17 protein-coding genes and 5 tRNA genes are annotated in these 24129 nt (G+C 40.7%); 11 read left to right on the plus strand and 11 right to left on the minus strand.

Annotated features, from left to right (window positions below; genetic code table 11):
• Positions 1-264 precede the first annotated feature (264 nt).
• Positions 265-663 (plus strand): hypothetical protein, encoded by a 399-nt coding sequence (locus tag C5749_RS03885; RefSeq protein WP_105723187.1) that lies wholly within the window; start codon positions 265-267, stop codon positions 661-663.
• Between the two features lie 3 nt (positions 664-666).
• Here C5749_RS03885 and C5749_RS03890 read toward each other — a convergent pair whose 3' ends face one another.
• Positions 667-1182, minus strand: a complete 516-nt coding sequence (locus C5749_RS03890) for an OmpA family protein (RefSeq protein WP_105723189.1) — start codon at positions 1180-1182, stop codon at positions 667-669.
• Positions 1183-1290: 108 nt separating this feature from the next.
• Positions 1291-3486: a glucoamylase family protein gene (locus C5749_RS03895; RefSeq protein WP_245893609.1), complete on the minus strand. Its 2196-nt coding sequence runs from the start codon at positions 3484-3486 to the stop codon at positions 1291-1293.
• Positions 3487-3668: 182 nt separating this feature from the next.
• On the opposite strand from C5749_RS03895, the gene C5749_RS03900 reads away from it, so the two are divergent.
• Positions 3669-3741, plus strand: a tRNA-Gly gene (locus tag C5749_RS03900).
• Between the two features lie 5 nt (positions 3742-3746).
• Positions 3747-3831, plus strand: a tRNA-Leu gene (locus C5749_RS03905).
• A 52-nt stretch (positions 3832-3883) separates the two neighbouring features.
• On the opposite strand, the gene C5749_RS03910 is transcribed toward C5749_RS03905, so the two are convergent.
• Positions 3884-5920, minus strand: a complete 2037-nt coding sequence (locus C5749_RS03910) for a heavy metal translocating P-type ATPase (RefSeq protein ID WP_105725189.1) — start codon at positions 5918-5920, stop codon at positions 3884-3886.
• A gap of 221 nt (positions 5921-6141) precedes the next feature.
• On the opposite strand from C5749_RS03910, the gene C5749_RS03915 reads away from it, so the two are divergent.
• From C5749_RS03915 to C5749_RS03925, 3 genes are all read left to right on the plus strand, one after another.
• A complete protein-coding gene (locus tag C5749_RS03915) occupies positions 6142-6990 on the plus strand; it encodes a mechanosensitive ion channel family protein (RefSeq protein ID WP_105723191.1) in 849 nt (282 codons plus the stop codon).
• Between the two features lie 33 nt (positions 6991-7023).
• Complete coding sequence (locus C5749_RS03920; protein WP_245893610.1) at positions 7024-8334, plus strand: TIGR00341 family protein; 1311 nt, start codon at positions 7024-7026, stop codon at positions 8332-8334.
• Between the two features lie 100 nt (positions 8335-8434).
• Positions 8435-9253 (plus strand): undecaprenyl-diphosphate phosphatase, encoded by an 819-nt coding sequence (locus tag C5749_RS03925; RefSeq protein WP_105723193.1) that lies wholly within the window; start codon positions 8435-8437, stop codon positions 9251-9253.
• Positions 9254-9264: 11 nt separating this feature from the next.
• Here the strand turns inward: C5749_RS03925 and C5749_RS03930 are convergent, their stop codons facing one another.
• From C5749_RS03930 to C5749_RS03960, 6 genes are all read right to left on the minus strand, one after another.
• Positions 9265-9942, minus strand: a complete 678-nt coding sequence (locus C5749_RS03930; RefSeq protein WP_105723195.1) for a potassium channel family protein — start codon at positions 9940-9942, stop codon at positions 9265-9267.
• A 91-nt stretch (positions 9943-10033) separates the two neighbouring features.
• Positions 10034-11413, minus strand: coding sequence for a TrkH family potassium uptake protein (locus tag C5749_RS03935; RefSeq protein WP_219847890.1), 1380 nt, complete (start codon positions 11411-11413; stop codon positions 10034-10036).
• A 142-nt stretch (positions 11414-11555) separates the two neighbouring features.
• Entirely contained in the window at positions 11556-11942 is a 387-nt protein-coding gene (locus tag C5749_RS03940; RefSeq protein ID WP_181151268.1) for a hypothetical protein, read from the minus strand.
• A gap of 234 nt (positions 11943-12176) precedes the next feature.
• The gene (locus C5749_RS03950) at positions 12177-13493 is read right to left on the minus strand and encodes a dicarboxylate/amino acid:cation symporter (protein WP_105723203.1); all 1317 of its coding nucleotides are present in this window, start codon (positions 13491-13493) and stop codon (positions 12177-12179) included.
• Positions 13494-13506: 13 nt separating this feature from the next.
• Positions 13507-14679 carry a Na+/H+ antiporter NhaA gene (gene nhaA, locus C5749_RS03955; RefSeq protein WP_105723205.1) on the minus strand — a complete coding sequence of 391 codons (1173 nt, stop codon included), beginning with the start codon at positions 14677-14679 and terminating at the stop codon, positions 13507-13509.
• 327 nt (positions 14680-15006) lie between these two features.
• Positions 15007-15091: transfer RNA gene (locus tag C5749_RS03960), tRNA-Ser, on the minus strand.
• Positions 15092-15294: 203 nt separating this feature from the next.
• Here C5749_RS03960 and C5749_RS03965 point away from each other — a divergent pair.
• Positions 15295-15368, plus strand: a tRNA-Arg gene (locus C5749_RS03965).
• 171 nt (positions 15369-15539) lie between these two features.
• Here C5749_RS03965 and C5749_RS03970 read toward each other — a convergent pair.
• Both C5749_RS03970 and rpe read right to left on the minus strand, forming a co-directional pair.
• Positions 15540-17813, minus strand: a complete 2274-nt coding sequence (locus tag C5749_RS03970; RefSeq protein ID WP_105723207.1) for an aconitate hydratase — start codon at positions 17811-17813, stop codon at positions 15540-15542.
• A 139-nt stretch (positions 17814-17952) separates the two neighbouring features.
• On the minus strand, positions 17953-18633 hold the full coding sequence (rpe, locus tag C5749_RS03975) for a ribulose-phosphate 3-epimerase (protein WP_105723209.1): 681 nt from the start codon (positions 18631-18633) through the stop codon (positions 17953-17955).
• 146 nt (positions 18634-18779) lie between these two features.
• On the opposite strand from rpe, the gene C5749_RS03980 reads away from it, so the two are divergent.
• The 4 genes from C5749_RS03980 (at position 18780) to C5749_RS04000 (ending at position 24068) form a co-directional block, all read left to right on the plus strand.
• Complete coding sequence (locus C5749_RS03980; RefSeq protein WP_105723210.1) at positions 18780-20933, plus strand: HD family phosphohydrolase; 2154 nt, start codon at positions 18780-18782, stop codon at positions 20931-20933.
• A gap of 95 nt (positions 20934-21028) precedes the next feature.
• Positions 21029-21115 (plus strand) — tRNA-Ser (locus tag C5749_RS03985).
• Between the two features lie 614 nt (positions 21116-21729).
• On the plus strand, positions 21730-22779 hold the full coding sequence (locus C5749_RS03995; RefSeq protein ID WP_105723214.1) for a patatin-like phospholipase family protein: 1050 nt from the start codon (positions 21730-21732) through the stop codon (positions 22777-22779).
• A gap of 59 nt (positions 22780-22838) precedes the next feature.
• The gene (locus C5749_RS04000) at positions 22839-24068 is read left to right on the plus strand and encodes a nucleoside recognition domain-containing protein (protein ID WP_105723216.1); all 1230 of its coding nucleotides are present in this window, start codon (positions 22839-22841) and stop codon (positions 24066-24068) included.
• Positions 24069-24129 lie beyond the last annotated feature (61 nt).

A 24129-nucleotide genomic window follows, 5' to 3' on the forward strand; every position in this document is an offset into this window, starting at 1 on the left:
TATCGTTTCTTTTTTATTGTTTAAATTCTTTGTGATTGGCGTGTGTCTGCAGACGAGTCGTATTTGCTAAGGGCAAATTAGGTTACCCAGACAGACTTACCGTTTGAAAACACAAATATAGTCAAACTTAAACTATTAAGCAAATGACGCTATAAATCAATAAGTTATTAGTTGTTAATTTATTTTAACGTCGATTTAATATGTAAAAAGAAAAAAAATAAAAATAATAAATCGTATTTTTAACCGGAACCTACGACGTGTTTTATGTTTACTAAACTAATTGCTATAGATGATCAAAAAATTGGCACAGTACATTTTTATGCTTACGTCATCAAAATACAGGAGGACGAGGTCAGTCTTGCTATTTTTATGGATGAATTACGTACGCCGTTATTGTACTTTTATCGAGATAGTATGAATAGCGTAACATTCAAAATCGATAATGAACAATTTTTAGGCATTGTGAAAAACAGCAAATTCACAAGCGAGGTGCGAAAAGAACTTTACAAAGAATTTGAGTTTTTTCTTCGTACGATGGAAGAGCGGGCCACTGCCTACCTATTTAAAACCGCCGCAGTAAAATATATTACAAACTCCCGTGACATCATCCGATACAAAAACTATTATATTTCCGCTAATACGAAGATGTTTGAGCAGAAATAAAAGTTAGTTCAAAATAATCACCTCTACCCGTCTATTTTTCTGACGGCCTTCCGGTGTTTTATTATCTGCCACCGGATTGGTTTGTCCAAGACCTTGCGTAATGATACGAGATGATGATACACCTGCATCTTCCAAGAATTTCTTAACCGAAGTGGCCCTTTTTTCAGACAACCATTGATTGTATTCTGCTGTTCCTGTCGCATCGGTGTGGCCATCTACACGTACCTTTCTAGCGGTGTCGTTAATCATCAGTTTTGATAATTTACTCAATTCTACCTTTGCTTTATCCGTAAGATAAGATGAGTTTGTTGGAAACAGTAGGTCGGAAGAAAGCGTAAATTTAATCCCTTCATCCGTACGCGTAGCGTCTTTAAACTCCCCCTTCACATTTTTTAAGCCGTCGTCAGTTCCATCCTTAGAGACGACAGCTCCAGGATTAACCATAATGGCTTGTTGTTTGCAAGATGTTACACCAAGAGCAACAATAAGTGAAAACGCGGCAGTACCTAGATATTTCATGAAATTTGCTTTAAGTTACGCTGTAAAGATAGTAATTTTCATCTTAATAAATCGGTCTTTAAAGGCGATGAATTACAAAATTTCGATATTCAAGCCTAAAGTCTCTTTTTATTCGGCCGTTCCAAATAGCTTCGTTAACAATGCTTTGATTTCCGGTATTTCTTTGTACAAATTCCATATCAGTCCAGACCGTGCATTTTCTATGCAAACGGTAATAGCCGCTTGGTTCGTGGCAAAATATTCATCCGATACATCGTTGTTTCGTAAATCGAGCCAAGCGCGGAATCCATACTCTGTAAAAAAGTTCTCACCATAATTGTCGTACAACGCTAATACGGCTTTCTTACCTTCTTCGTTTAAAATAAACATAGACGATGGTGCAATGGCGGGGTTGATACGATAGCTTCCGACGCTGTCCATACGTTGATAGAATCCCCAGATATCGGAACTGGTAGACCCTACCCCTATTTCATTATCGCGGCGTTTCCGCACTTGAATATAATTGCGTAAAGCTTGTTCATAATTGACGTTTTTGTCTCTTAATAACTTGGGATCAATAGTGAAAAACGGTTTATATAGATTCAATAAAGTCGATCCTGAAAATCCAAACAGAAGACGCTCCCCATATAGGATAGTATCTTGAAAGATAGAAACTCTATTAGCCATATCCGTTGGCCTGTTTCGAAGCGGATCGACGGCAAACCGGAAGCTCCGCATAAGAGTAGAAATCGTATCTTTCGCAAGGCTATCCATTTTATTATAATCCGATGAATATGTCAAATCTATATTTTTTATCCCATTTTCGTAAGCGGAAAGCGGGATCGCATACTTCGGTGAACTCATCGCCAGCAGGTAAGCATTGATTGACTCATTTATGCCTCCAAGTGTCGGATAATGTTCCGTTAAACCTGCCATTGCAATTTTTTCTACCAACACATCGTTGTATCCATCTGCTACTAATTCATTCCATTTAATATTTTCCCAAAGTGTAGTTATTCTTTTTCGCAGATCCGCTTCGATATCGTCATCCTTTGAAAAATATTGACGGGCCACCAATAATGCTTCTATCATGGAAGACGTCGCCAATACGTCATAGGTTGCTTCATTATTGCGGTGTTCGGGTAAGCCGGTACGCCCATCGAAATATGCAGGAAAGATGCCCAGATGGTGCTGTGCTTTTGTTAAAAAATATACCATACGGGAAATGCGGTTCAATGCTAATGATCTGTTGATCCGCTCCTTTTCTACCCCCACGATAAGACTTAAGATCGCATTTCCACTTTCTTTAACCGATACGACAGCACGTTCCTTCATCCGAAATGGCAAATACATACCACTATTGATGTCGTAATTCTCCGCAAAATAATTGACATGCGCTTCCTGTACCAAGTCTAATAATCCGGTTTCATCTAGTTTTTTCGTCTTTACTTCCTTTACTTCGGAGAACGGTGATTCCTCATAATTATAATCTACCCATGCAATCTTATAATAGTAGGTTTTGTTGAGATCCGGAACGTAATCTAAACAGCCTTGCATCGATACCGGACGTATGCCAACTCCCTTAAACACCTTATTGTCTTCTGATCGATATATTTTTATATAACGGATAGAGGGCGTCAACGGCAACTGCCATTGTAAACGGACTTGTTTGTCATACGCAATAGCAGACGAAAGGATCGCGGGAGAAGAAAGTTTTACTCGTGATACGCTTTTTGACAGAAATTCTACTTGGTCAATAAACAGATGATGCGTCCCGTCACCCGCCCGGTTCTGGGTAAAGCGTAATCCTGTAATGGATTCCTTGACATGTAAATTTTTCAAATCGGCTATTGGAATCCGCACATCTATCCATTTATTGTAGTCAAAGTTCTTTATATAAGACGCTAATTCCAACTCGTTCGTTTCGGAATCTTTTTGTTGGACACTAATTTTTGGCAGGTGATGCGCTGTTGTATTTTCGGACTTGATAAACAATTTTAGCACGAGATGGTCTGACCGTTCAATCTGATAATTGAGCTTTTGACGGCTATATTGTAAATCTACCTGCCACTCGCCTTCCAGTGCAGACTTATATTGCAAGGAAAGTGCATTGCCCGGCGTGAAGAACAAGGTATCAGACACTAATAGGTGATGGTTCAAGTTCTCGACCCACGAACGTCCTTGATAGCTTACTTTACTTTTGGCATAGACCCCTTTTACCAAACTATTGTCGAAGACAACTTCGGGATAGGTGTCGGCATATCCTTTTTCTAGTATGCCGATAACGCTCATAAACACCAAAACAAACGGATAGAATCGTCTCATAACAAATATTGATCTTCGACAAAAATAAGCAAATATTACACCAATTAGCTATCAACGTCCATTTTAAAGATTCAGTAAGAAAAATATTACGCACATTTTTAGACGGTTAGCAACAGTCGCATTAAAAAGCGTCAAAATAATTTTTGGAATAAAATTTTCTGTCTATATTTGCATCGTCGCAAGCGAAAGTAGCTCAGTTGGTAGAGCACAACCTTGCCAAGGTTGGGGTCGCGAGTTCGAATCTCGTCTTTCGCTCAGTTGCCTAGGTGGTGGAACTGGTAGACACGCAGGACTTAAAATCCTGTTCCCGTTAAGGGAGTGCGGGTTCGATTCCCGCCCTAGGTACTAAAGGAAACAATACGATGGTGTTGTTTCCTTTTTTTATGATTAACCCTTTTTAAAAGTTCATCTGTTGTATCCGTATAGCATTCAATATGGCTAATAATGCTACGCCGACATCGGCAAACACCGCTTCCCACATTGTCGCTAATCCGCCCGCTCCGAGAACCAGAACAATGGCTTTTATACCAAAAGCCAATCCAATATTTTGCCAAACGATTTTCTTGGTTTGTTTACCAATGTAAATCGCCATAGGTATCTTGCTCGGTTTATCGTCCTGGATAACTACATCTGCTGTTTCGATCGTCGCATTGCTTCCTAGTCCACCCATAGCGATACCGACGTCGCTCAGGGCGATTACCGGAGCATCGTTAAGACCATCTCCAACAAAAGCAACACTTTCGCCTAGCGTTTTGATTTCCTTTACCTTATTTACTTTATCTTCCGGCAACAAGTCGCCGAAAGCATTTGAAATTCCAAGGCTTTCAGCAACATGCTTGACAACCGTGCTCTTGTCTCCACTCAACATGGTTGGTTTTACACCAAGCGATTTCAATTTATCAATAGTTAACTTGGAATCCGCTTTGATACTATCAGCAATCGTGATGTAACCAACAAACTTATTATCGTAAGCGACGGCAATAGTCGTATAAACAATACTGTTGGGGTTTAAGTCGTGTTGGATTCCAAATTTCTCCATCAGTTTGAAATTGCCAACCAGCAGGTCTTTTCCTCCGATAGTCGTTTTTATTCCTTGACCTGCAATCTCTTCTGTATTTTCCAACTTGATCTCATTGTTTGGTTTTCCGACATATTCATGAATAGCAGTTGCTATGGGGTGCGTGCTATGGCTTTCTAAGACATTGACCATTTGAAGAATCTCTCGTTCCTCAAAATCCGCACTAAAATTCACGTCGTGGACTTTGAAAATACCTTTGGTCATTGTTCCCGTCTTGTCCATTATCACGTTTTGGATATTGGCCAGCGTATCTAAAAAATTACTACCTTTTATTAAGATACCACTCCTACTAGCGGCCCCAATACCACCAAAATATCCCAAAGGAATAGAAATAACCAACGCACAAGGACAAGAAATAACCAAGAACACCAAAGCCCTATATAACCAATCGGTAAAAACATAATCCGAAACAAACAATATAGGTAGGATCGCGATTCCGACTGCGAGGAATACGACGATAGGTGTGTAGATTTTTGCAAATTTACGGATGAATAATTCCGTTGGTGCCTTTTGCGAAGTAGCATGTTGCACCAACGTCAAAATCTTACTCAATTTGCTATCGGTATACACCGCTGTAACCTTTACCTGACTGACAGTATTTAGATTTATCATCCCCGCTAAAACAGTTTCTCCTTTACGCTTGGTGTCAGGTTTACTTTCTCCCGTGAGTGCAGCGGTGTTGAATGAGGCAGAATTAGATAACAGTATTCCATCCAAACCCAATTTTTCACCAGGTTTTAGCATTATAATTTCGTCTATATCTACCGTTTCCGCGTTTACCATTTCTGGCTCTTTATTTCTTAAAACCAACACCTTATCAGGCCTTTGGTCAAGCAGTAATTTGATATTTAACTTCGCTCTCGAAACGGCCATACTTTGAAACACTTCACCGACACTATAAAATAACATTACGGCAACCCCTTCCGGATATTCGCCAATAGCAAACGCACCAATTGTTGCGAGACCCATTAGAAAAAACTCCGAAAAGATATCCCCTTTCCTTATGCTTTCTACGGCTTCTTTGAGCACAGGCAAACCTACGGGAATATAGGCGATCACATACCAAATAGTCCTAACTCCATCTGTAAACCATGTCTGCATCCACCCATAATCCATGACAAGCCCCGTAAGCAATAGCGTCGTAGAAATGAGCGCAGGCAGAAACATCTTGAAAATACTATTGTTATGACTTGCAGGCTGACGCCCATCATTTCTGTATTCTTTTGAAGCATGCGCTGTACTGCAACAACTATCATCCTGTAAAGTTTCTTTCACACCTGCTTTAATGTGTGTGTTTTCTTCCTGCGAGCAACAGTATTGTCGGCCCTGTATGTCATAAGTATGTTTATGTACCATTATAATAATCTTTTCAACACCAGCCACAATCATGGCCTCGTATTCTACGAAGTTACAAAAGAAGAACATACAATACTAACCTCCCGTCTACCAGAAACAAACGGAAAACTTAAAAATTACAAAAACGAATGTACAGCGTGATTTTATCAAGATTTAAATATTTTTTCCTATATTTCCGACGAAACACAATATTGAATTTTGAACTTTATAAAACATCTAAAATGAATAATCTAGAATTTAATGATATTCAGCAACATTGGGATAATTTTGTTTCCGCGGCTATTGCATGGGCTCCGAGAATCCTAATAGGATTTATTTCAGCTCTCCTCATATACTTGATCGGCTCTTGGTTAATCAGGTTTATAAAAAGGATGGCGGAGAAGGCATTTCAAAGACGTCAGATGGATATATCGCTTCAACGTTTTCTCCTCAACCTTATCAACTGGGGACTTAACATTCTTCTATTTATTGTAGTGGTTACCCAGCTTGGTATCCAGACCTCTGCTTTTGTAGCTATGATCGGTGCAGCCGGACTAGCCATTGGATTAGCGCTACAGGGGTCATTGGCAAATTTTGCTGGAGGAGTATTGATTTTGGTGCTCAAACCTTTCAAAATTGGAGACTATATATCATCCGACATAGGCGTATCAGGTACCGTACAAGAGATAGATATTTTTAACACAAAACTTACTACCCCACAAAACCAACTGGTTGTCGTCCCCAACGGGCCGATGTCGAATAGCAGTATAACCAATTACACCCAGCTCGGGACGCGACGAACATGGTTTGACATAGGCGTATCTTATGGTACTAATTTAAAAGACGCAAAGGAATTATTGTTAGCTGTAATCGATAAAAATGAATATGCAATGAAAGAACCAGCTCCCCAAGTTGTCGTTACCGAGCTTGGAGACAGTGCCGTCAATCTATCGATACGAGTGACTACTTCTAACGAACACTTCTGGACCATGAATGAACAATTGATCATCGATTGTAAAGCTGCACTGGATAATGCCGGCGTGGAGATTCCCTTTCCTCAACGAGATATCCACATCCGAAAAGAAGGCTAAACGGATTTTTGATCTTAAGGTGTAGCGAAAAATATGATGATAAATTTTTTACGTTTCTTTGATCTCCACCAGGGGGAAGATAAAAAGGAAACTGTGCTGGAGAGTGTTGTCACCAATATCTCCTTTCGTGGTTCTAATGCTTGGATTCTGGCTTGTGCCATCGTGATTGCGTCGATCGGGCTGAATGTAAATTCGACTGCCGTCATTATTGGAGCCATGTTAATTTCCCCACTTATGGGACCAATTGTGGGAGCAGGATTTGCGCTAGGGACATTTGATTTTCCGCTCCTGAAAAAGTCAATCAAGAATCTATTGATAGCGACAGGAATTAGTCTTGTTGTGTCGTTTCTATATTTCACTCTCAGCCCTTTTAAAGAAGCACAATCGGAACTCCTGGCACGCATTTCCCCAAATATTTACGATGTACTTATCGCTTTCTTCGGTGGAGTTGTTGGCGTTATCGCCATTACTAGGGTAAATAAAGGTAATCCCATACCGGGGGTAGCAATTGCTACTGCATTGATGCCCCCTCTCTGTACAGCGGGTTACGGCCTTGCCATTGGAAACCTAAGCTATTTCGCAGGAGCATTGTACCTTTATATCATAAACTGTGTGTTTATCTGTCTGGCGACATTCGTTATTGTTAAATACCTCCGTTATCCTAAGATGCATTACGTGGATAAGCAACGGGAGAAGCGCATTACACAGATGATAACAGTCATCACATTAATACTAGTAGGCCCAAGCCTTTACTTTGCCTACACCATGTTACAACAACGAAAATACACGAACAAGGTTGAACTTTTTATTCAACAGGAGCTAACCGAAAAGGGGTATACGATCATTTATGAACGGCTCCTGCAAAACCGTTCGCCCAAGCAGCTGGAACTCGCCTTTTTGGCAAAAAAATTCAGTAACAGAGAGATCGATGCACTTTCGCAGTCTATGAAATCTTTTGGTATCGAAAATACAGAGTTGATTATACGACAGGACAGTCTTGACATACGGTCAAGTATTTTGAACGAAATCAATCAACGAAATATATCCGTCAACGAAAAAGATCTAACCATCCGTGCGCTGAATAATAAACTAGCAAGTTATGAACTGGACAACGGAAGGCTTCAAAGTGACCTATCCATTCTCTTTCCCGAGATAGAAGATTATAGTATAGGCGTTCAAAGTCGATATGTAGACCCCGATAGCGTATCTAAGCATATCGCATTTATATATGCAACAAAAGAAACACTAGCGGAAGAACAGGCAAATAAACTAAGGCAATGGGTGAAGAACCAATTCCCACGTGATAGTATCAACCTTATACAAAGTAGGACAACAGAAGATTAGTTTTGCTTTGCAGGATCGAAAGTCTATCTTTGCCACAGTTTTTTATTGGCAAAAGGTATATTTGCCATCTTCACTTATATAAATCAAGATAAGTAGCGTAATGGATCTTTTAAAAGCGATTATTGTAGGTATTGTACAGGGATTGACGGAATTTCTACCTGTATCTTCGAGTGGTCATATCATTATAGCTCAAGAAGTCTTAGGGCTCGATTACGGCGATGAGGATAATCTGCTGTTTGCCGTAATGCTGCACGGCGCCACGGCCCTAAGCACGCTTGTGGTGTTCCGAAAGGATATTTATAATATCTTTAAAGGCCTGTTAGCGTTTCGAAAAAATGATTCGTTAAGCTTTACCATATCTATACTAGTATCCATGGTTCCCGCAGTGATTGTCGGACTTTTCTTTATCGATACGTTGGAACAATTGTTTTCTAATCTTCTTATTGTAGGATGTTCTTTACTGGCTACATCGCTTTTACTGTTGTTTGCAAGTAAAAAAAGAAGCCACGGAAAAGCTATAAATCCGGTAAGGGCCTTTGTTATCGGTATCGGTCAAATGTTGGCTGCGGTATTTCCCGGTCTATCACGCTCGGGTACGACGATTTCGACAGCTCTTCTCATGGGAACCGATAAAGATAAAGCGGCAAGGTTCTCCTTTCTCATGGTGTTACCTCTTATTATTGGCGCAACAATAAAAAAGATATTCGAAACGTCCTCAATAAACCAATCCGAAATAATAGAGCAGGCGAACACGATGACCATTCCAGCTTTGAGTCTCGGGTTTTTGGCAGCTTTTTTAGCTGGACTGTGTGCTTGCAGTTGGATGATCAAACTGATTCGCAACGCAAAACTCTATTATTTTTCAATTTATTGTGCTTTAGTAGGTACCGCTGTAATAACTTATGCGTTAACTAGCTAACGCGCAATAGGCTATAAGAATGATTTGATATGGTCATTATAGCCGTATATCGCTAAGATATCTCCTTTTTCCAATACGGTATCAGGACGAGGTACACCGTGCAATACAGTCGTAACAATATTTTTTCCGAAAGATGTTCGTTGTTCTGTGTTCTTCAATATTGTTAATACTAATAGTTCGTACTTTTCACGGAATCCTATTTCCTGTACCGACTTTCCTACATATTTGTCTGGAACAACAACTTCAACTATGGAATAGTTGCTGTTCAATTCGAAGGAGTCAATAAGCCCGGTCATGCTCAGACGCTTCGACCATCGTTCTGCCGATTCCTCTTCAGGGTGTGCAATCTCCGTGATGCCTAATGCACCCAATACCTTTTCGTGCAAACGGTTGACGGCCCGGCTGATTAAACGTTTCACTTGTGCTTCCTTACATAATGCAGAAACCATTATATTAGCTCCTTCATCTTCTCCTATGGCTACAATAACTACATCGGTATTTTTTAGCGGAAGTGTATTGAATGCTACTTCGTCGGTAGCATCCAAGCAGACGGTGTGCGTAATTTTTTCTTTAAGCGCCGTAATCTTTTCTATTCGCTGGTCGACACCGATAACCTCATTACCCTGCGTTGTTAGCTTCTCCGCTAGCGAAGAACCAAAATTCCCCAATCCTATTACGATAAATTTCATCTTTGTGCTTTTTTATTATGATTAATGAGCGCTCGACATAAGTATCTATGTTCTTCGTATCGATATGCTCTATATCTCGGTTTTATAAATCTTAATATATGGTAAGCTCTTCAGGAGCGTACCGATAATGGGTATATTTTACTTTTTTGATGAAAGCGATGAGTACAGATAACATCGTTACTCTTCCCACAAACATGGTCAAAATTAAGATCACTTTGCTCTCTGTGACAAAGTCACTTGTTACCCCGAGAGAAAGCCCTACAGTGCTATAGGCGGAAAAACACTCAAAAGCAACTTCCAACAACGGACGGGTAGGCTCAAAAAACGAAATCGAGAAAATTGCCATCCCTATGGTGAAAAGCGAAAGGAACATGGTTGCAAACGCTCTTTGTATGGATATAGTACTAATCTCTCTCCCAAAAACCTCTGTCCGGTCTTTGCCCTTGGCTAGGCTCAATATGTTCAAGACTGCCACGGCTAAGGTACTGGTTTTAATACCTCCACCAGTAGAGTTTGGAGAGGCTCCCACCCACATTAACAGCATTATAAAGATAATCGTCGAGAACTGCAACGCGCCAAAGTCTATGCTGTTAAAACCGGCTGTCCTCGGTGTCGTGGCAGTAGAAAAGGCAATGACCAATTTGTCAACCCCCTCATGAGCAGCAAGCACGTTCCCGTACTCATTAATATAGATAACTAAAGTGGCAAATAGCGTAACGATACCTGTTGTAACCAAATTAATCTTACTGTTGATGTTTAATACCCAAGGACGATGGAAGCGACCCTTCAATGTCCATTTTCCGATAAGCTGTTTATACACATGCTTTAAATACTGAAGAACGTTTACCACAATGGGAAATCCCAGCCCTCCGAAAATATAGATCAAGGATATAAGAAGCTGTAGGCTGTAATTATGCACAACGGCATCATCCATCAATCCATTCGACATGGTGGAAAATCCCGCATTACAGAAAGAAGATATGGCATGGAAAAGTGAATAAAATATACGGCTGCCATAAGACATTCCCGTGTTGTCGCCCAAACTCCAGAATATGCCTACAGCCCCAATCATCTCTATACCTAATGTAACCCACACCGTTCGCCGGAGGAGCACAAAAACCTCCGACATCCGCTGCGTGTTCGAATAAACACCCACGGCTAATTGATTCTCATAGGTACTTCCTCCCTTGAGAAAATAACTAAACAAGGCAGCGAATGAGAGAATGCCTATACCGCCTGCCTGAATGAGGAGCATGATAGTGAGCTGCCCCAAAAATGTAAAGTGGGTTGCCGTGTCTACCACGATCAGCCCTGTTACGCAAACAGCACTAGTTGAGGTAAAAAGCGCATCAATCCATGACAATGGTTGGTGTAATGCCCAAGGTAATTTCAACAGACAAGTACCCGCCGTAATCAGAAGCAAAAAGCTGGAAATGAATAACTGCGCGGGGTTATAGAAACGTTTCTTCACAATATTTTAAAATGCGTGGTAAAGCTAAAGTTTTTTTCCTTTAATCTCAAAATTGTCGGACCTGTTCCTTCGTCGAAATAATCCATCTTTGAATAATACTGACGTTCGATATACATTCGGGATCCCCTGCCCTCGCTCATATCTATGAGGTGGAAGATACGTCTGTGGAAAGTGACCGACAACAATCGTTAGCCGTTATCGTATAAATTAATGCTCCTAATGCATAAAAAGGCACATCCCAGACATCAGCCGTCATCCTTTCATTCCATAAAGGAAGTACTATTTCAAATAAGACAGATACCAGTAGAAAACATCCAAATACGTGCGATGATGGTATGGTATATCCCGGGTTTTTATAAATCAGTTGTCTTTCCCAGCCTATCAACGGTAATACGATGGGCATAAACAACGTCGGATCAAGGTAGCTGTCGATCATTGGAAGGGAGACCTTGGCTATTTTCTGTACATATTGGTGCATTAAGAATAAAACGGAAGATACGGTAAAAAGCAACGTTAGCTTTCGGTTCACATTCATAACGCAATTAGAAAAACGAGCAACAATACTACTAACAATACCGGGGAGAACAACAATAACAAAAACAATATAGGGAGTTTTAATATAAATATCACAATCTGCAAAAGGACCGGCTGATCTTTTTTGGGACGAACCCAATTTTCCAAGGTCTTATAAGCAGATGAAATAGCTTCCCATATTTCCTTCCTTATTGTTTGTTTTTTAGGTATATTCCGGTTTTGTTCTCCTCTATTCCTCTGCATTTGGTTTTATATGTGTAGCATTATTTTGTGGGAGTGTTGTCCGGCCCATACCAAACCTATTCATTAATAGCGCAACCATAGAATCACCTGATATATTGGTTGCTGTCCGAAGCATATCTAATGGTCTATCGACGGCGAAAATCAACGCTATACCGGCAGGATTAACACCAATGGATTCCAATACAATTACTAACATTAGTATTCCCGCTCCTGGCACAGCCGCAGCACCAATAGAAGCTAGTGTTGCAGTAGCGATTACATTTAGCTGTTGTGCAACAGTAAGGTCGTACCCCATTACTTGTGCGATAAAGACTGCCGCGACCCCTTGATACAGGCACGTCCCATCCATGTTAATTGTAGCCCCTACGGGAAGGACAAAGCTCAATACTTCTTTCCGTATATGCAGGTTCTCCTTTGCACACTCCATCGTTACAGGTAGCGTAGCGGCGCTTGAACTCGTAGAAAAACCCAGAAGCTGCGCGGGTAAAATGCCCTTAAAGAATTTAAAGGGGTTCATCTTGCCAAAGGAATAAATAATTATCGTATACACGCCGTATACCAAAACCAACAAACCACCTATTACGGTAAGAGCGTACATGCCCAAAGCCTTAAACATATCTATTGAGGGAGCCTCTGCTATAAGCGTGATAATAAGGGCAAACACTCCGTAAGGCGCGAACATCATTATAATATCAACGATCTTTAGGACGACATTATATCCTGAATCGAGTACGTTTTTAAGCCCTTGTATTTGATTCATTGGCAATGATATCATTGCAATTCCAACCAAAAGACTAAAAAATATAACTTGAAGCATATTGCCGTTTGACGTTGTCGCATGAAAGATATTATCCGGAACAATATCGACTATTACTTGTAAGGGTCCTCTTTTACTTTTTACTTCGTTAGCTTGTTCCACTTTTTCCCCTACCTCTCCGCCAAACGACTGTAACATCTCTTGTCGGGTATCGTCAGAAATAAAGTTCCCTGGCTCAATAAGATTAACCATTCCCAGGCCAATAGTAACAGCAATGAACGTAGTCAGGATATATAGGCCAAACGTGCGAAGTCCAAGACTGGAAAGCTGTGTCACATCTTTTAAATCGGAAACACCTTTAATCAATGATACGATGATTAGCGGTATAGCAATCAACTTCAATAGATTAATAAAAATAGTGCCGAAGGGCTTTATCCAATCAGAGGCAAACTCCTTTCCACCATCAAATTGGACACACAATGCCCCTAACAATATACCTCCGACAATCCCTATCAATATCTGCCAGTGTAACGCTATTTTCTTCATCTATTATTTTTCGTTAGGTGTTATTCGTCGGTGTCGATGCCTTTGCCTTGTTCAATAGAACGTATCCAATAACTCCAGAAAGCAATGAAGCCACTAAAATAGAAAATTTAGCTTCAGCGATAAGGAGATCATCCGAAAAGGACAGTAGAGCGATAAAGATAGACATCGTAAAACCTATACCCGCTAAAAGGCCAATTCCAATAATCTGTGTCCATGACGCTCCTTGAGGCAAAGAACCGATCCGCAACGTGATTGCTAACTTTGTCATTAAATATACACCAATGGGTTTACCCAGCATAAGTCCTAATATGATTCCTATACCCAATGGTGAAATCAGACCTTCCAACATACCGTCCTCAAACCGAATATTGGTGTTGGCAAGGGCAAATACAGGAACGATCAGGAAATTCACCGGTGTAGTTAACGCGTGCTCCAACTTTAATAAGGGAGGTTCATCCTTCCCCTTAGTGGCCAACGGGATGGTCATCGCTGTCAATACCCCTGCAATAGTGGCATGAATACCTGAATGGTGGATAAAGTACCAGATAAGCAAACCTGGAACGAGATAAAATGCCAACGACTTGACTCCCATCCTGTTAAAAACAAAGAGCAGCGCTAGTATGGCTGCCGCATATCCTAAATACACCGTGTGTAGCTCAGCAGAATAGAAGACTGCTATGACCAGGATGGCGATAAGGTCATCTACTATAGCCAACGCGGCTAAAAATATCTTCAATGACGCAGGAACCCTTTTGCCCAACATCGCAACGACGGCTAATGCGAATGCTATATCTGTTGCCATAGGGATGCCCCATCCGCTTGCTGTTTCCGTTCCTTGATTAACAAAAATGTATATACCTGCAGGTACAATAGCACCACCAAAAGCACAAAGTATAGGAAGTAGAGCCTGCCGAGGGGTAGACAGTTCCCCACTTACCAGTTCCCTTTTTATCTCTAATCCGACCAAGAGGAAGAAAATCGCCATCAAGCCGTCGTTTATCCAAAGGGCGACTGAATATTTTAAGTGTACCGCGTCATTTTCAAATCCAAGCGATGTATTCAATAATCTGTCAAATGGGTCGCCGAGCGGGGAATTGGCAAGAGTTAATGATACGACTACACAAATAAATAAGATTATCCCCCCACTAGTTGGAGAATCAATAAAATTTCTGAGGGTTTTTAGCATAATAAATTCGTACAAAATAGTAAGCCTCAAATATAATATAACCGAATAGAATAGAAAAGGAAAATCCGACATGATTGCCAAAAACCTTTCAAAATCACGTCTCGCGGCCGTCCCTTCCGTTCGAGTCCTATCCGCCTTAAAACAATAAGTCCCTTATCTTTCAATAAGGGACTATTCCGCGGAGAGTGAGGGATTGGTTCAGCCCCGCAAGCCCCATACTCAGCCCTGAACTCTCTTCGAGTCGAATCTGCGGGTTCTCGTCCCTCAGGCAGCGGCTAAAAATGCTTTAGAAATTAAAAAAGCTCCAATCTTTGGATTGAAGCTCTGCGGAGAGTGAGGGATTCGAACCCCCGAACCTGTGACAGTTAACGGTTTTCAAGACCGCCGCATTCGACCACTCTGCCAACTCTCCGCGACAAAAGTACAAATTTTCTCTTTTATCCAAAACTTTATTTCAAATTTTCAACCTATAAGCAAATCATTCCTCAACATACATTTTAGCTACAAGAAAATATACCTTTGGCGTGCAATCAGTTAATCTTGCTTTAACAAAAAATAATCATTTTATTTTGCAGAATAAGCGCAATTGCCTACTTTTGTTGCACCGAAAAGGAGGCGCCAATAGCTCAGCTGGATAGAGCAACGGTTTTCTAAACCGTCGGTCTCAGGTTCGAATCCTGATTGGCGTACCTATATAAGCCTGCTATCATTTGATTAGCAGGTTTTTTCTTTTTATTTTAACGGTAATCCCTTATAAAATTCCCTTCGTAAAAAGATAGACGAATTTTAAATCAGTAAAAGATCATAAAAAAGCCGCGGTCCGTTTGAAGAACCGCGGCTTTTGCACTTGTATACTTTATTTAATTTTTATTTGCTTGATTCGCACGGATAATATTCAATGCCCCCCCTGCTTTAAACCACTCTATTTGCTGCGCATTGTATGTATGATTAACCAAAATACTATCTTGTGTGCCATCCGCGTGGTGTAAGACGAGCGTCAATGGTTTTTCTGGTGCAAATTCTGTTAAGCCAAGGATGTCAATGGTGTCATCTTCCTGGATTTTATCGTAATCGTCCTTATTGTCGAACGTCAGTCCTAACATACCTTGCTTTTTCAAGTTAGTTTCATGAATACGGGCGAAAGATTTGACCAACACGGCGCGTACACCTAAATGACGAGGCTCCATCGCAGCGTGTTCACGAGAAGATCCCTCACCGTAGTTTTCATCGCCGACCACAATCGAACCGATACCCGCAGCTTTATAATCACGTTGTGTAGCCGGCACAGCAGCATATTCATTAGTCAATTGATTCTTAACGAAATCGGTTTTATCATTAAAGAAATTAACTGCGCCAATAAGCATATTATTCGAGATGTTATCCAAATGGCCTCGATACTTCAACCAAGGACCTGCCATCGAAATGTGATCCGTAGTACATTTCCCTTTTGCTTTTATCAATAATTTCAATCCAAAAAGGTCAGTTCCTTCCCATGCAGGAAACGGCTCTAATAATTGAAGACGATCAGACGTTGGCGATACATTTACCGATACAGAAGAACCGTCTACTGCCGGTGCTTGATAACCCGGATCTTCGACATCAAAGCCTTTTGATGGCAATTCGTCACCTGTTGGTGGATCGAGTTTCACTTGCTCACCGTTTTTGTTGATTAATGTATCCGTCACCGGATTAAATCCTAGATTACCCGAGATAGCGATTGCAGCCACCATTTCCGGAGAAGTTACAAAAGCATACGTATTTGGGTTGCCGTCAGCTCGTTTTGCAAAGTTTCTATTAAACGAGTGAACAATGGTATTTTTCTCTTGTTTATCCGCCCCCGCTCGATCCCACATACCGATACAAGGACCGCAAGCGTTTGTGAAGATTGTAGCGTTCAGGTCTTCGAATGTTTTTAGCAAACCATCACGATCTGCTGTATAACGCACTTGCTCAGACCCTGGGTTAATACCAAACTCGGCTTTTGTGACCAATCCTTTATCAATAGCTTGCTTAGCGATAGAAGCGGCGCGAGACAAATCTTCATAAGAGGAGTTTGTACAGGACCCGATCAAGCCCCACTCAACCTTTACAGGCCAACCATTCTTTTCTGCTTCTTCACGCATACGCGATACCGGTGTATATAGATCTGGCGTGAAAGGACCATTCAAAGAAGGTTCCAACGCTGATAAATCAATCTCGATTAACTGATCAAAATATTGCTCTGGGTTAGCGTAAACTTCAGGATCTGCTGTTAGATGCTGTTTGATAGCATTTGCCGCATCTGCGACGTCAGCGCGACCTGTAGATCTTAGATAGCGATCCATAGATTCGTCATAACCGAAGGTAGAAGTTGTTGCTCCAATCTCCGCCCCCATATTACAAATTGTACCTTTACCAGTACATGATAAAGATTCTGCTCCTTCACCAAAATACTCAACAATAGCACCAGTGCCACCTTTCACCGTCAAAATCCCGGCCACTTTCAATATAACATCTTTCGGCGCAACCCACCCAGATAGCTTGCCGGTCAATTTAACACCAATTAGTTTTGGAAATTTCAACTCCCAAGGTAAGCCTGCCATTACATCACATGCGTCAGCCCCACCAACACCAATCGCAACCATCCCTAAACCACCGGCATTCACCGTATGGGAGTCCGTTCCAATCATCATTCCACCAGGAAAAGCATAGTTTTCCAAGACTACTTGGTGAATGATACCTGCTCCAGGCTTCCAAAACCCTATGCCATATTTGTTTGATACGGAAGATAAGAAATTAAATACTTCTGAACTTTCGTTGTTTGCGCGTGTCAAATCCTGCTCCGCTCCATCCCTTGCTTGAATTAAGTGGTCACAGTGAACAGTTGAAGGCACTGCCACCTTAGGGCGTCCGGCTTGCATAAATTGCAGCAACGCCATTTGCGCTGTAGCATCTTGCATAGCAACACGGTCCGGAGCAAAGTCTACATAAGAGGCACCTCGCTCATAAGCTTCGGTTGCATTTCCTGCCCATAAGTGAGCGTACAAAATTTTCTCAGCAAGAGTTAAAGGCTTATTAACCACTTGACGTGCAGCAGCAATGCGCTCGTCATACTGGCTATAGACCTTCTTGATCATTTCTATATCAAAAGCCATTTATTTAATAATTATTTGATGTACTTTATTAAAACTAAATCAGTTGTCCAAATTTTAATCAGAGCAAAAATACAAAAAGAATACTTTTTAAGTAGATTTAAACCACTCCAAACCCTAATTTGGAATAAATCCAAACAACTTAAATATGCGATGCTATCGGCCCTATATTTTTCAACTGTCGAACAGCTTTTGTAGGATCCACAGCAGAAAAAACACTACTTCCCGCAACTAACACATCAGCTCCTGCTTCTATCAGCTTCGCAGCATTATCTATACCGACCCCGCCATCGATTTCAATTAACAGAGAATCATTTATCTCCGAAGATAAATATCGGAGTTCCTTTATTTTAGCATACGTTTGCTCAATAAACTTCTGCCCTCCAAAACCCGGGTTAACAGACATAATACACACTAAATCAATATTCCCAATAACATCTTTCAATAAACTCACTGGCGTATGCGGATTCAATGCTACCCCTGCTTTGCACCCCAGCTCTTTAATAGCCGTCAGTGTTCGATGGAGATGTGTACACGCCTCATAATGTACTGTAATAACAGCCGCTCCAGAATCTTTACAGTTTTTTAGATAACGATCTGGGTCCACAATCATCAAATGTACATCTAACGGTTTTGTAGCATGTTTGGCGATAGCTTGCATAACCGGAAAACCAAAAGAGATATTGGGGACAAAGACACCATCCATAATATCTATGTGGAACCAATCTGCTTCACTGTTATTTACGATTTGTATATCATCGTAAAGCTTCGCAAAATCAGCAGCTAGAATAGATGGGGCTATCAGATGTTTTGTTGTAGGCATATTTCTTTTTAAAATACTTTTCAGCAAAGATACGGAAGTCTAAAACTATTATGCGAGTAAAATCGTATTTTAATACGTTAAACGATTCCTTAATAAATAGTACATTTGTTGTAAAATTATATTTTTAGCATAAAAAAAATAGGCAAGTGGCAAAACTCAAGATCAATTACATTCGCGACAAGAATCAAAACAATTCTTTTATAGTGAAATTTGCCATGATTATTCTGGCAATTGTATTGATTTGCATTTTCTTACCGAAACAACCGCGTTTTCGTTACGAATTTGAAAAAGGGAAAGTGTGGAATCATGAGAACCTCGTGTCTCCTTATAATTTTGCCATCTTAAAAACGCAAGAAGAGCTCAACAGAGATAAAGAACAGATACTAAAGACCGTTCAACCCATTTATAACTTAAATGCCAGTGCTAGCAAAGAACAAATCGACCAATTTAACGCGGACCTTGCAGAGAAGTGGCAAATTGCTAATATGGATTCGCTGTCCAGCCAAAATATCGAAACGTATCAATCAGTAGGAAATGCCCTTCTTAATTACGTTTATAATAGGGGGATTATTTCGCTGAACAACCGTTATCAAAACAAAGGCATGGACGCTGATCAGGTAGACAGAGCACAGAGTCAGTATAATTTCACACTGATTCAAGACAATGTAGCCCAACAGAAGAATACCGCCGATATTTTCACCATTGAGTCCGCCAATCAATACATTCAAAACAATCTTTCCAGAAACAATAAAATAGATCGGAAGACATGGTTAGCAGAAACACTCAAGAACTACGTCACCATTAATTATATCTTCAATGAAAACCTAACAAACAAAGCGGAACAGAACGCATTGGCAAATATCTCTATTACTCGGGGTATGGTGCAAAAAGGAGAGCTTATCGCCGAAAAAGACAAGATCATCAGTAATGAAACTTATCAGAAATTAGCTTCCTTACGTAAAGTTTTTGAAGACGAAGCTCGGATTAGCGGCAACCGAGGGTACGTTATGCTCGGTCAGTTTGTCGTCATTTCGATGTGTGTATCCCTTCTGATGGTATTCCTCTATTTTTTCCGATCGACCATTTTTGAGAGCAATAGACTACTATTTATTATTTTAATCGTCATCGTGTGTATGCTAGGCGTATTGTCTTGGGCGATCAATATGAAAATTCCCAATCTTTATTATATCCCTTATTGCAGCGTCCCTATAATCTTTAGGGTATTATTTGACACGCGCGTAGCCTTGAATATCCATTTGTTAATGGTCCTATTGGCTGCACTATTCGTGCCCAATAGCTTTGAGTTTGTTTTTCTACAATTCATGGCAGGTATGGTTGCTATTTACAGTATCAGAACTTTGGTAAAACGGGAGCAGTTTTTAATTTCATCCCTGATCATTTTAGGCACGTATATCATAGCGTATATAGGCTTAGTGTTAACACGAAATGGATCGATAAGCTCCGTTTATTGGGCAGATATTATTCCTTTCGTCGTTAGTGTTGGGCTAACGCTCTTAGCTTATCCGCTAATATATGCTTTCGAACGTTTATTTGGTATCGTTTCTGATCTAACTTTGATGGAATTGACGAATAGCAATTCCCGTTTGCTAAGAGAACTTTCACTGAAAGCACCTGGAACTTTTCAACACTCACTACAGGTCGCCAACCTTGCGGAGGCGGCAATTTATAAAATCGGTGGAAATCCACTATTAATCCGTGCAGGAGCGTTATATCATGATATTGGAAAGATGTCAAACCCCTTATTCTTCATTGAAAATCAAAAGACTGATACTAATCCCCATGCAGAGCTGACGCCTGAGCAATCTGCACAAATCATCATATCACATGTGCATAAAGGTATTGAGATGGCTAAGAAAAATCAACTTCCTGAAGTTATCATCGACTTTATACGTACACACCATGGCACGACAAAGGTTGATTATTTCTACAACAAGGCTATCAAGAATAACCCAGATAAACTAGTCGACGAAAGCATATTTAAATACCCAGGGCCGGTACCCTTCTCAAAAGAGACTGCCGTATTGATGATTGCTGATTCCGTGGAAGCAGCTTCTAGAGCTTTGAAAGAACCTACAGAAGAATCCATCAACAATCTGGTTGACAAAATTGTGGAGTATAAAATCACCCAGCGCCAATTTATTAATTCTGATATTACGATGCGCGACATCACCGCGGTATCTGATATTTTTAAATCGATGTTAAAAAGTATTTATCATGTCCGGATTGATTATGACGTAAACAAAAAAACTACTCCTGCGACCGGCGCTATAAAAAATTAATTGAGTGCCAGATGTTTATTCTTTTTTGACAAAAAAACGCTTTTAAAGCTTTGTCGATTGAAATATTTGCTTTATGTTTGCACTACTCAAATGGAGGAGAGGTGCCTGAGTGGCCGAAAGGAACAGTTTGCTAAACTGTCGTACTGGAAACGGTACCGCGGGTTCGAATCCCGCTCTCTCCGCGAAGCTTCAATCAAAGGATTGGAGCTTTTTTTGTTTCTAAAGCATTTTCATTTTGCTACCGAAGGGATGAGAACCCGCAGGGTTCGACTCGAAGAGGGTTCAGGGCGAAGTATGGGGCTTGTGGGGCTGAACCAATCCCGCTCTCTCCGCCACTAAAAATAAAGCCCGACAATAGTCGGGTTTTGTTGTTTATCGACTTTTGTAACAACGTTTGGACAAAAGGATTAAACAACAAAAATAATGAACGGAGTGAATGGCTTTATTTTTAGTGAAGCCTCCCCTTTTGGGGATCACCGAGCAAGGCGAGGTAATCCCCAAAAGGGGAGGCTTCAATCACAAGATTGGAGCTTTTTTTGTTTTCCGTGTATTTACTGATCAGGGGTAAAAGGTGCTCCACACATTGGGTTCATGTTAGTGAATTTAAGAAACTGAACCCCGCTGTGGAAGATGGGGCCATGATTCCCGAGCACGATAATATTTACAGTAGCGGTGGAGCAAGTAGATCAACTCCCATTGAATACAGAAATAAGTTTGCGAAAGTGGCAAACAAGGTTTAAAAATTCGCTTTTTTTACCTTTTTTATCTACATTTAGGTGATAAACCAAACGGACGCATGAAGAGAATACTTTCAATAGACGGCGGTGGTATCAGAGGTATCATTCCAGGGATGTTTTTGGTGGCACTAGAAGGAAAAATTAAACAGGCAACGAACAATTCGGAAGCCCATTTAACCGACTATTTTGATTTTTTTGCGGGCACAAGTACAGGCGGAATCCTCTTGTCTATCCTATTATGTCCCGACGATAACGAACCGAGCAAACAAAAATATACAGCAAAAGACGCGCTCGACATTTATTTAGACCATGGGACGGAGATATTTTCCGCTTCAACTTGGCGTCGCTTTCTAAGTAAATTCGGCTTACTAAGCGAGCTTTACGATGAGACAATATTGGAAAATCTATTGAATAATTATTTTGGCAATAAAAAACTCAGCCAGCTTCTTAAACCCTGCATTATCACGGCATATAACATCGAATTGCGCAAAAATCACCTTTTTAGGCAACAAAAGGCGATATCACACGGTGACTTGCGCGATTTCTATATACGGGATGTATGTCGTGCTACATCCGCCGCCCCTACGTATTTTTCTGTGGCTGAAATATTTTCACTAGCCGATATACGCTATCCCTTGGTAGACGGTGGGGTTTTTGCACACAACCCTTCCCTATCCGCTCTTTTGGAAGTCATTAAGAGTTATAATACCTATAAAATAAATGACATCTGGATATTATCGCTCGGGACGGGACTCTCCAAAATGTCTTATAATTATGAGGATTTCAAGAAAAAGAGGGCCATATCCATCGGACCTGCGTTAGTCGATATTATGAGCAGTAGCTCTGCAGAGAGTACCGATTATTACTTGAAACAATTGTTCCGATCCGTTAATAAGTCGGGGAATTATATCCGCATTGAACCCAGCAACCTCTCCTCTATCCATCCATCTATGGACTCCGCCTCTCCGTCTAACATTCAAAAACTTGTCTCTCTCGGCGATAAATTAATCAGCGAACATGAAGAGCTGATGAATCAAATTGTTGCTGAAATAATACAAGACAACAAAAACAAATCGGATCGGTCTGTATGGAATTTTTTAAAAAATTAGACACGTTATAGAACAGGTTTCCATCCATAAACCTTACATTTACATAACAAAAGACAAGTATGGCACTAAATTACATTTGGGTCTCCTTTTTCTTGATAACATTTCTGGTTGCTATCACTAAGCTTATCGGGGGCGATACAGAAATATTCCAAAACATTGTCAACTCCCTCTTCGAAAGTGCAGCTAACGGTGCCACGATCTCCCTTGGTTTGATTGGTATGATGACCTTTGCCTTGGGTATTATGAAAATTGGGGAAAAAGGCGGCATGATTAATATTTTTGCTAAAGCGGTAGGACCGTTTTTTAACCGACTTTTTCCTGAAGTTCCAAAAAACCACCCTGCCCTAGGCTCTATCTTGATGAATTTTTCCGCAAATGCACTGGGGTTGGACAATGCCGCTACTCCCTTGGGACTAAAAGCTATGAAGGAGCTACAGGAGATTAACACGCAGAAAGATGCGGCCAGTAACGCGCAAATAATGTTTATTGTGTTAAACGCTTCCAGTCTTACGTTGCTTCCTATTTCCATTATGGCCTATAGACAGGCGGCAGGTGCGGCTCAACCTTCGGATATTTTCTTGCCTATTCTTATCGCAACATTCTTTTCTACATTAGCTGGACTGATTACGGTATCACTATACCAAAAAATCAATCTGTTTCAAAAAACAGTCATCCTGTATTTAGGTGTATTAGCGATCTTGATAGGCGCTGCATTGTATTATTTCAGTACACTAACGCCGAAAGAAATCGACGTTATATCCCGCGTATTCGGTAACCTTGTACTATTCAGCATCTTTGTTTCCTTTATTGCGTTGGCTTTATTTAAGCGTATCAATGTCTATGATGCTTTTATCGAAGGAGCAAAAGAGGGATTTGAAGTAGCTGTAAAAATCATCCCTTATTTGGTTGCTATTTTAGTGGGAATAGCTGTGTTTCGGGCTTCTGGAACAATGGATTATCTGATAGAAGGCGTCTCCGCTCTTATCGCATTTGCAGGAATGGACACCTCATTTGTAGAAGCATTGCCGGTCGCATTTATGAAACCGTTAAGTGGTTCTGGCGCGCGAGGGCTGATGGTGGAGCTGATGGCAACAAAAGGTGCTGATGATTTTGCTGCCCGTGTGGCATGTGTAATCCAGGGCTCCACCGAAACAACGTTTTATGTATTGGCTGTTTATTTTGGGTCAGTGGCGATCAAAAAAACACGGCACGCACTTCCATGTGCACTGCTAGCAGAACTTGTTGGTATTATCGCCGCCATCATAGTGGCGTATATTTTCTTTGGATAAAAATTAAAACTGATCGACAGCGATCTCATTGATACTTAAAGAACAAATTTTCCAATAATTA

The sequence above is a fragment of the Sphingobacterium gobiense genome, assembly GCF_002980575.1.
Lineage (GTDB): Bacteria > Bacteroidota > Bacteroidia > Sphingobacteriales > Sphingobacteriaceae > Sphingobacterium > Sphingobacterium gobiense.

Coding starts and splice junctions, on each gene's coding strand:
- nhaA (WP_105723205.1), bottom strand. CDS start 14,679: ATGCTAAAAACCCTCAGAAATTTTATTGATTCTCCAACTAGTGGGGGG.
- C5749_RS03920 (WP_245893610.1), top strand. CDS start 7,024: ATGATGATAAATTTTTTACGTTTCTTTGATCTCCACCAGGGGGAAGAT.
- C5749_RS03885 (WP_105723187.1), top strand. CDS start 265: ATGTTTACTAAACTAATTGCTATAGATGATCAAAAAATTGGCACAGTA.
- rpe (WP_105723209.1), bottom strand. CDS start 18,633: ATGCCTACAACAAAACATCTGATAGCCCCATCTATTCTAGCTGCTGAT.
- C5749_RS03910 (WP_105725189.1), bottom strand. CDS start 5,920: ATGGTACATAAACATACTTATGACATACAGGGCCGACAATACTGTTGC.
- C5749_RS03915 (WP_105723191.1), top strand. CDS start 6,142: ATGAATAATCTAGAATTTAATGATATTCAGCAACATTGGGATAATTTT.
- C5749_RS04000 (WP_105723216.1), top strand. CDS start 22,839: ATGGCACTAAATTACATTTGGGTCTCCTTTTTCTTGATAACATTTCTG.
- C5749_RS03950 (WP_105723203.1), bottom strand. CDS start 13,493: ATGAAGAAAATAGCGTTACACTGGCAGATATTGATAGGGATTGTCGGA.
- C5749_RS03970 (WP_105723207.1), bottom strand. CDS start 17,813: ATGGCTTTTGATATAGAAATGATCAAGAAGGTCTATAGCCAGTATGAC.
- C5749_RS03995 (WP_105723214.1), top strand. CDS start 21,730: ATGAAGAGAATACTTTCAATAGACGGCGGTGGTATCAGAGGTATCATT.
- C5749_RS03890 (WP_105723189.1), bottom strand. CDS start 1,182: ATGAAATATCTAGGTACTGCCGCGTTTTCACTTATTGTTGCTCTTGGT.
- C5749_RS03925 (WP_105723193.1), top strand. CDS start 8,435: ATGGATCTTTTAAAAGCGATTATTGTAGGTATTGTACAGGGATTGACG.
- C5749_RS03895 (WP_245893609.1), bottom strand. CDS start 3,486: ATGAGACGATTCTATCCGTTTGTTTTGGTGTTTATGAGCGTTATCGGC.
- C5749_RS03930 (WP_105723195.1), bottom strand. CDS start 9,942: ATGAAATTTATCGTAATAGGATTGGGGAATTTTGGTTCTTCGCTAGCG.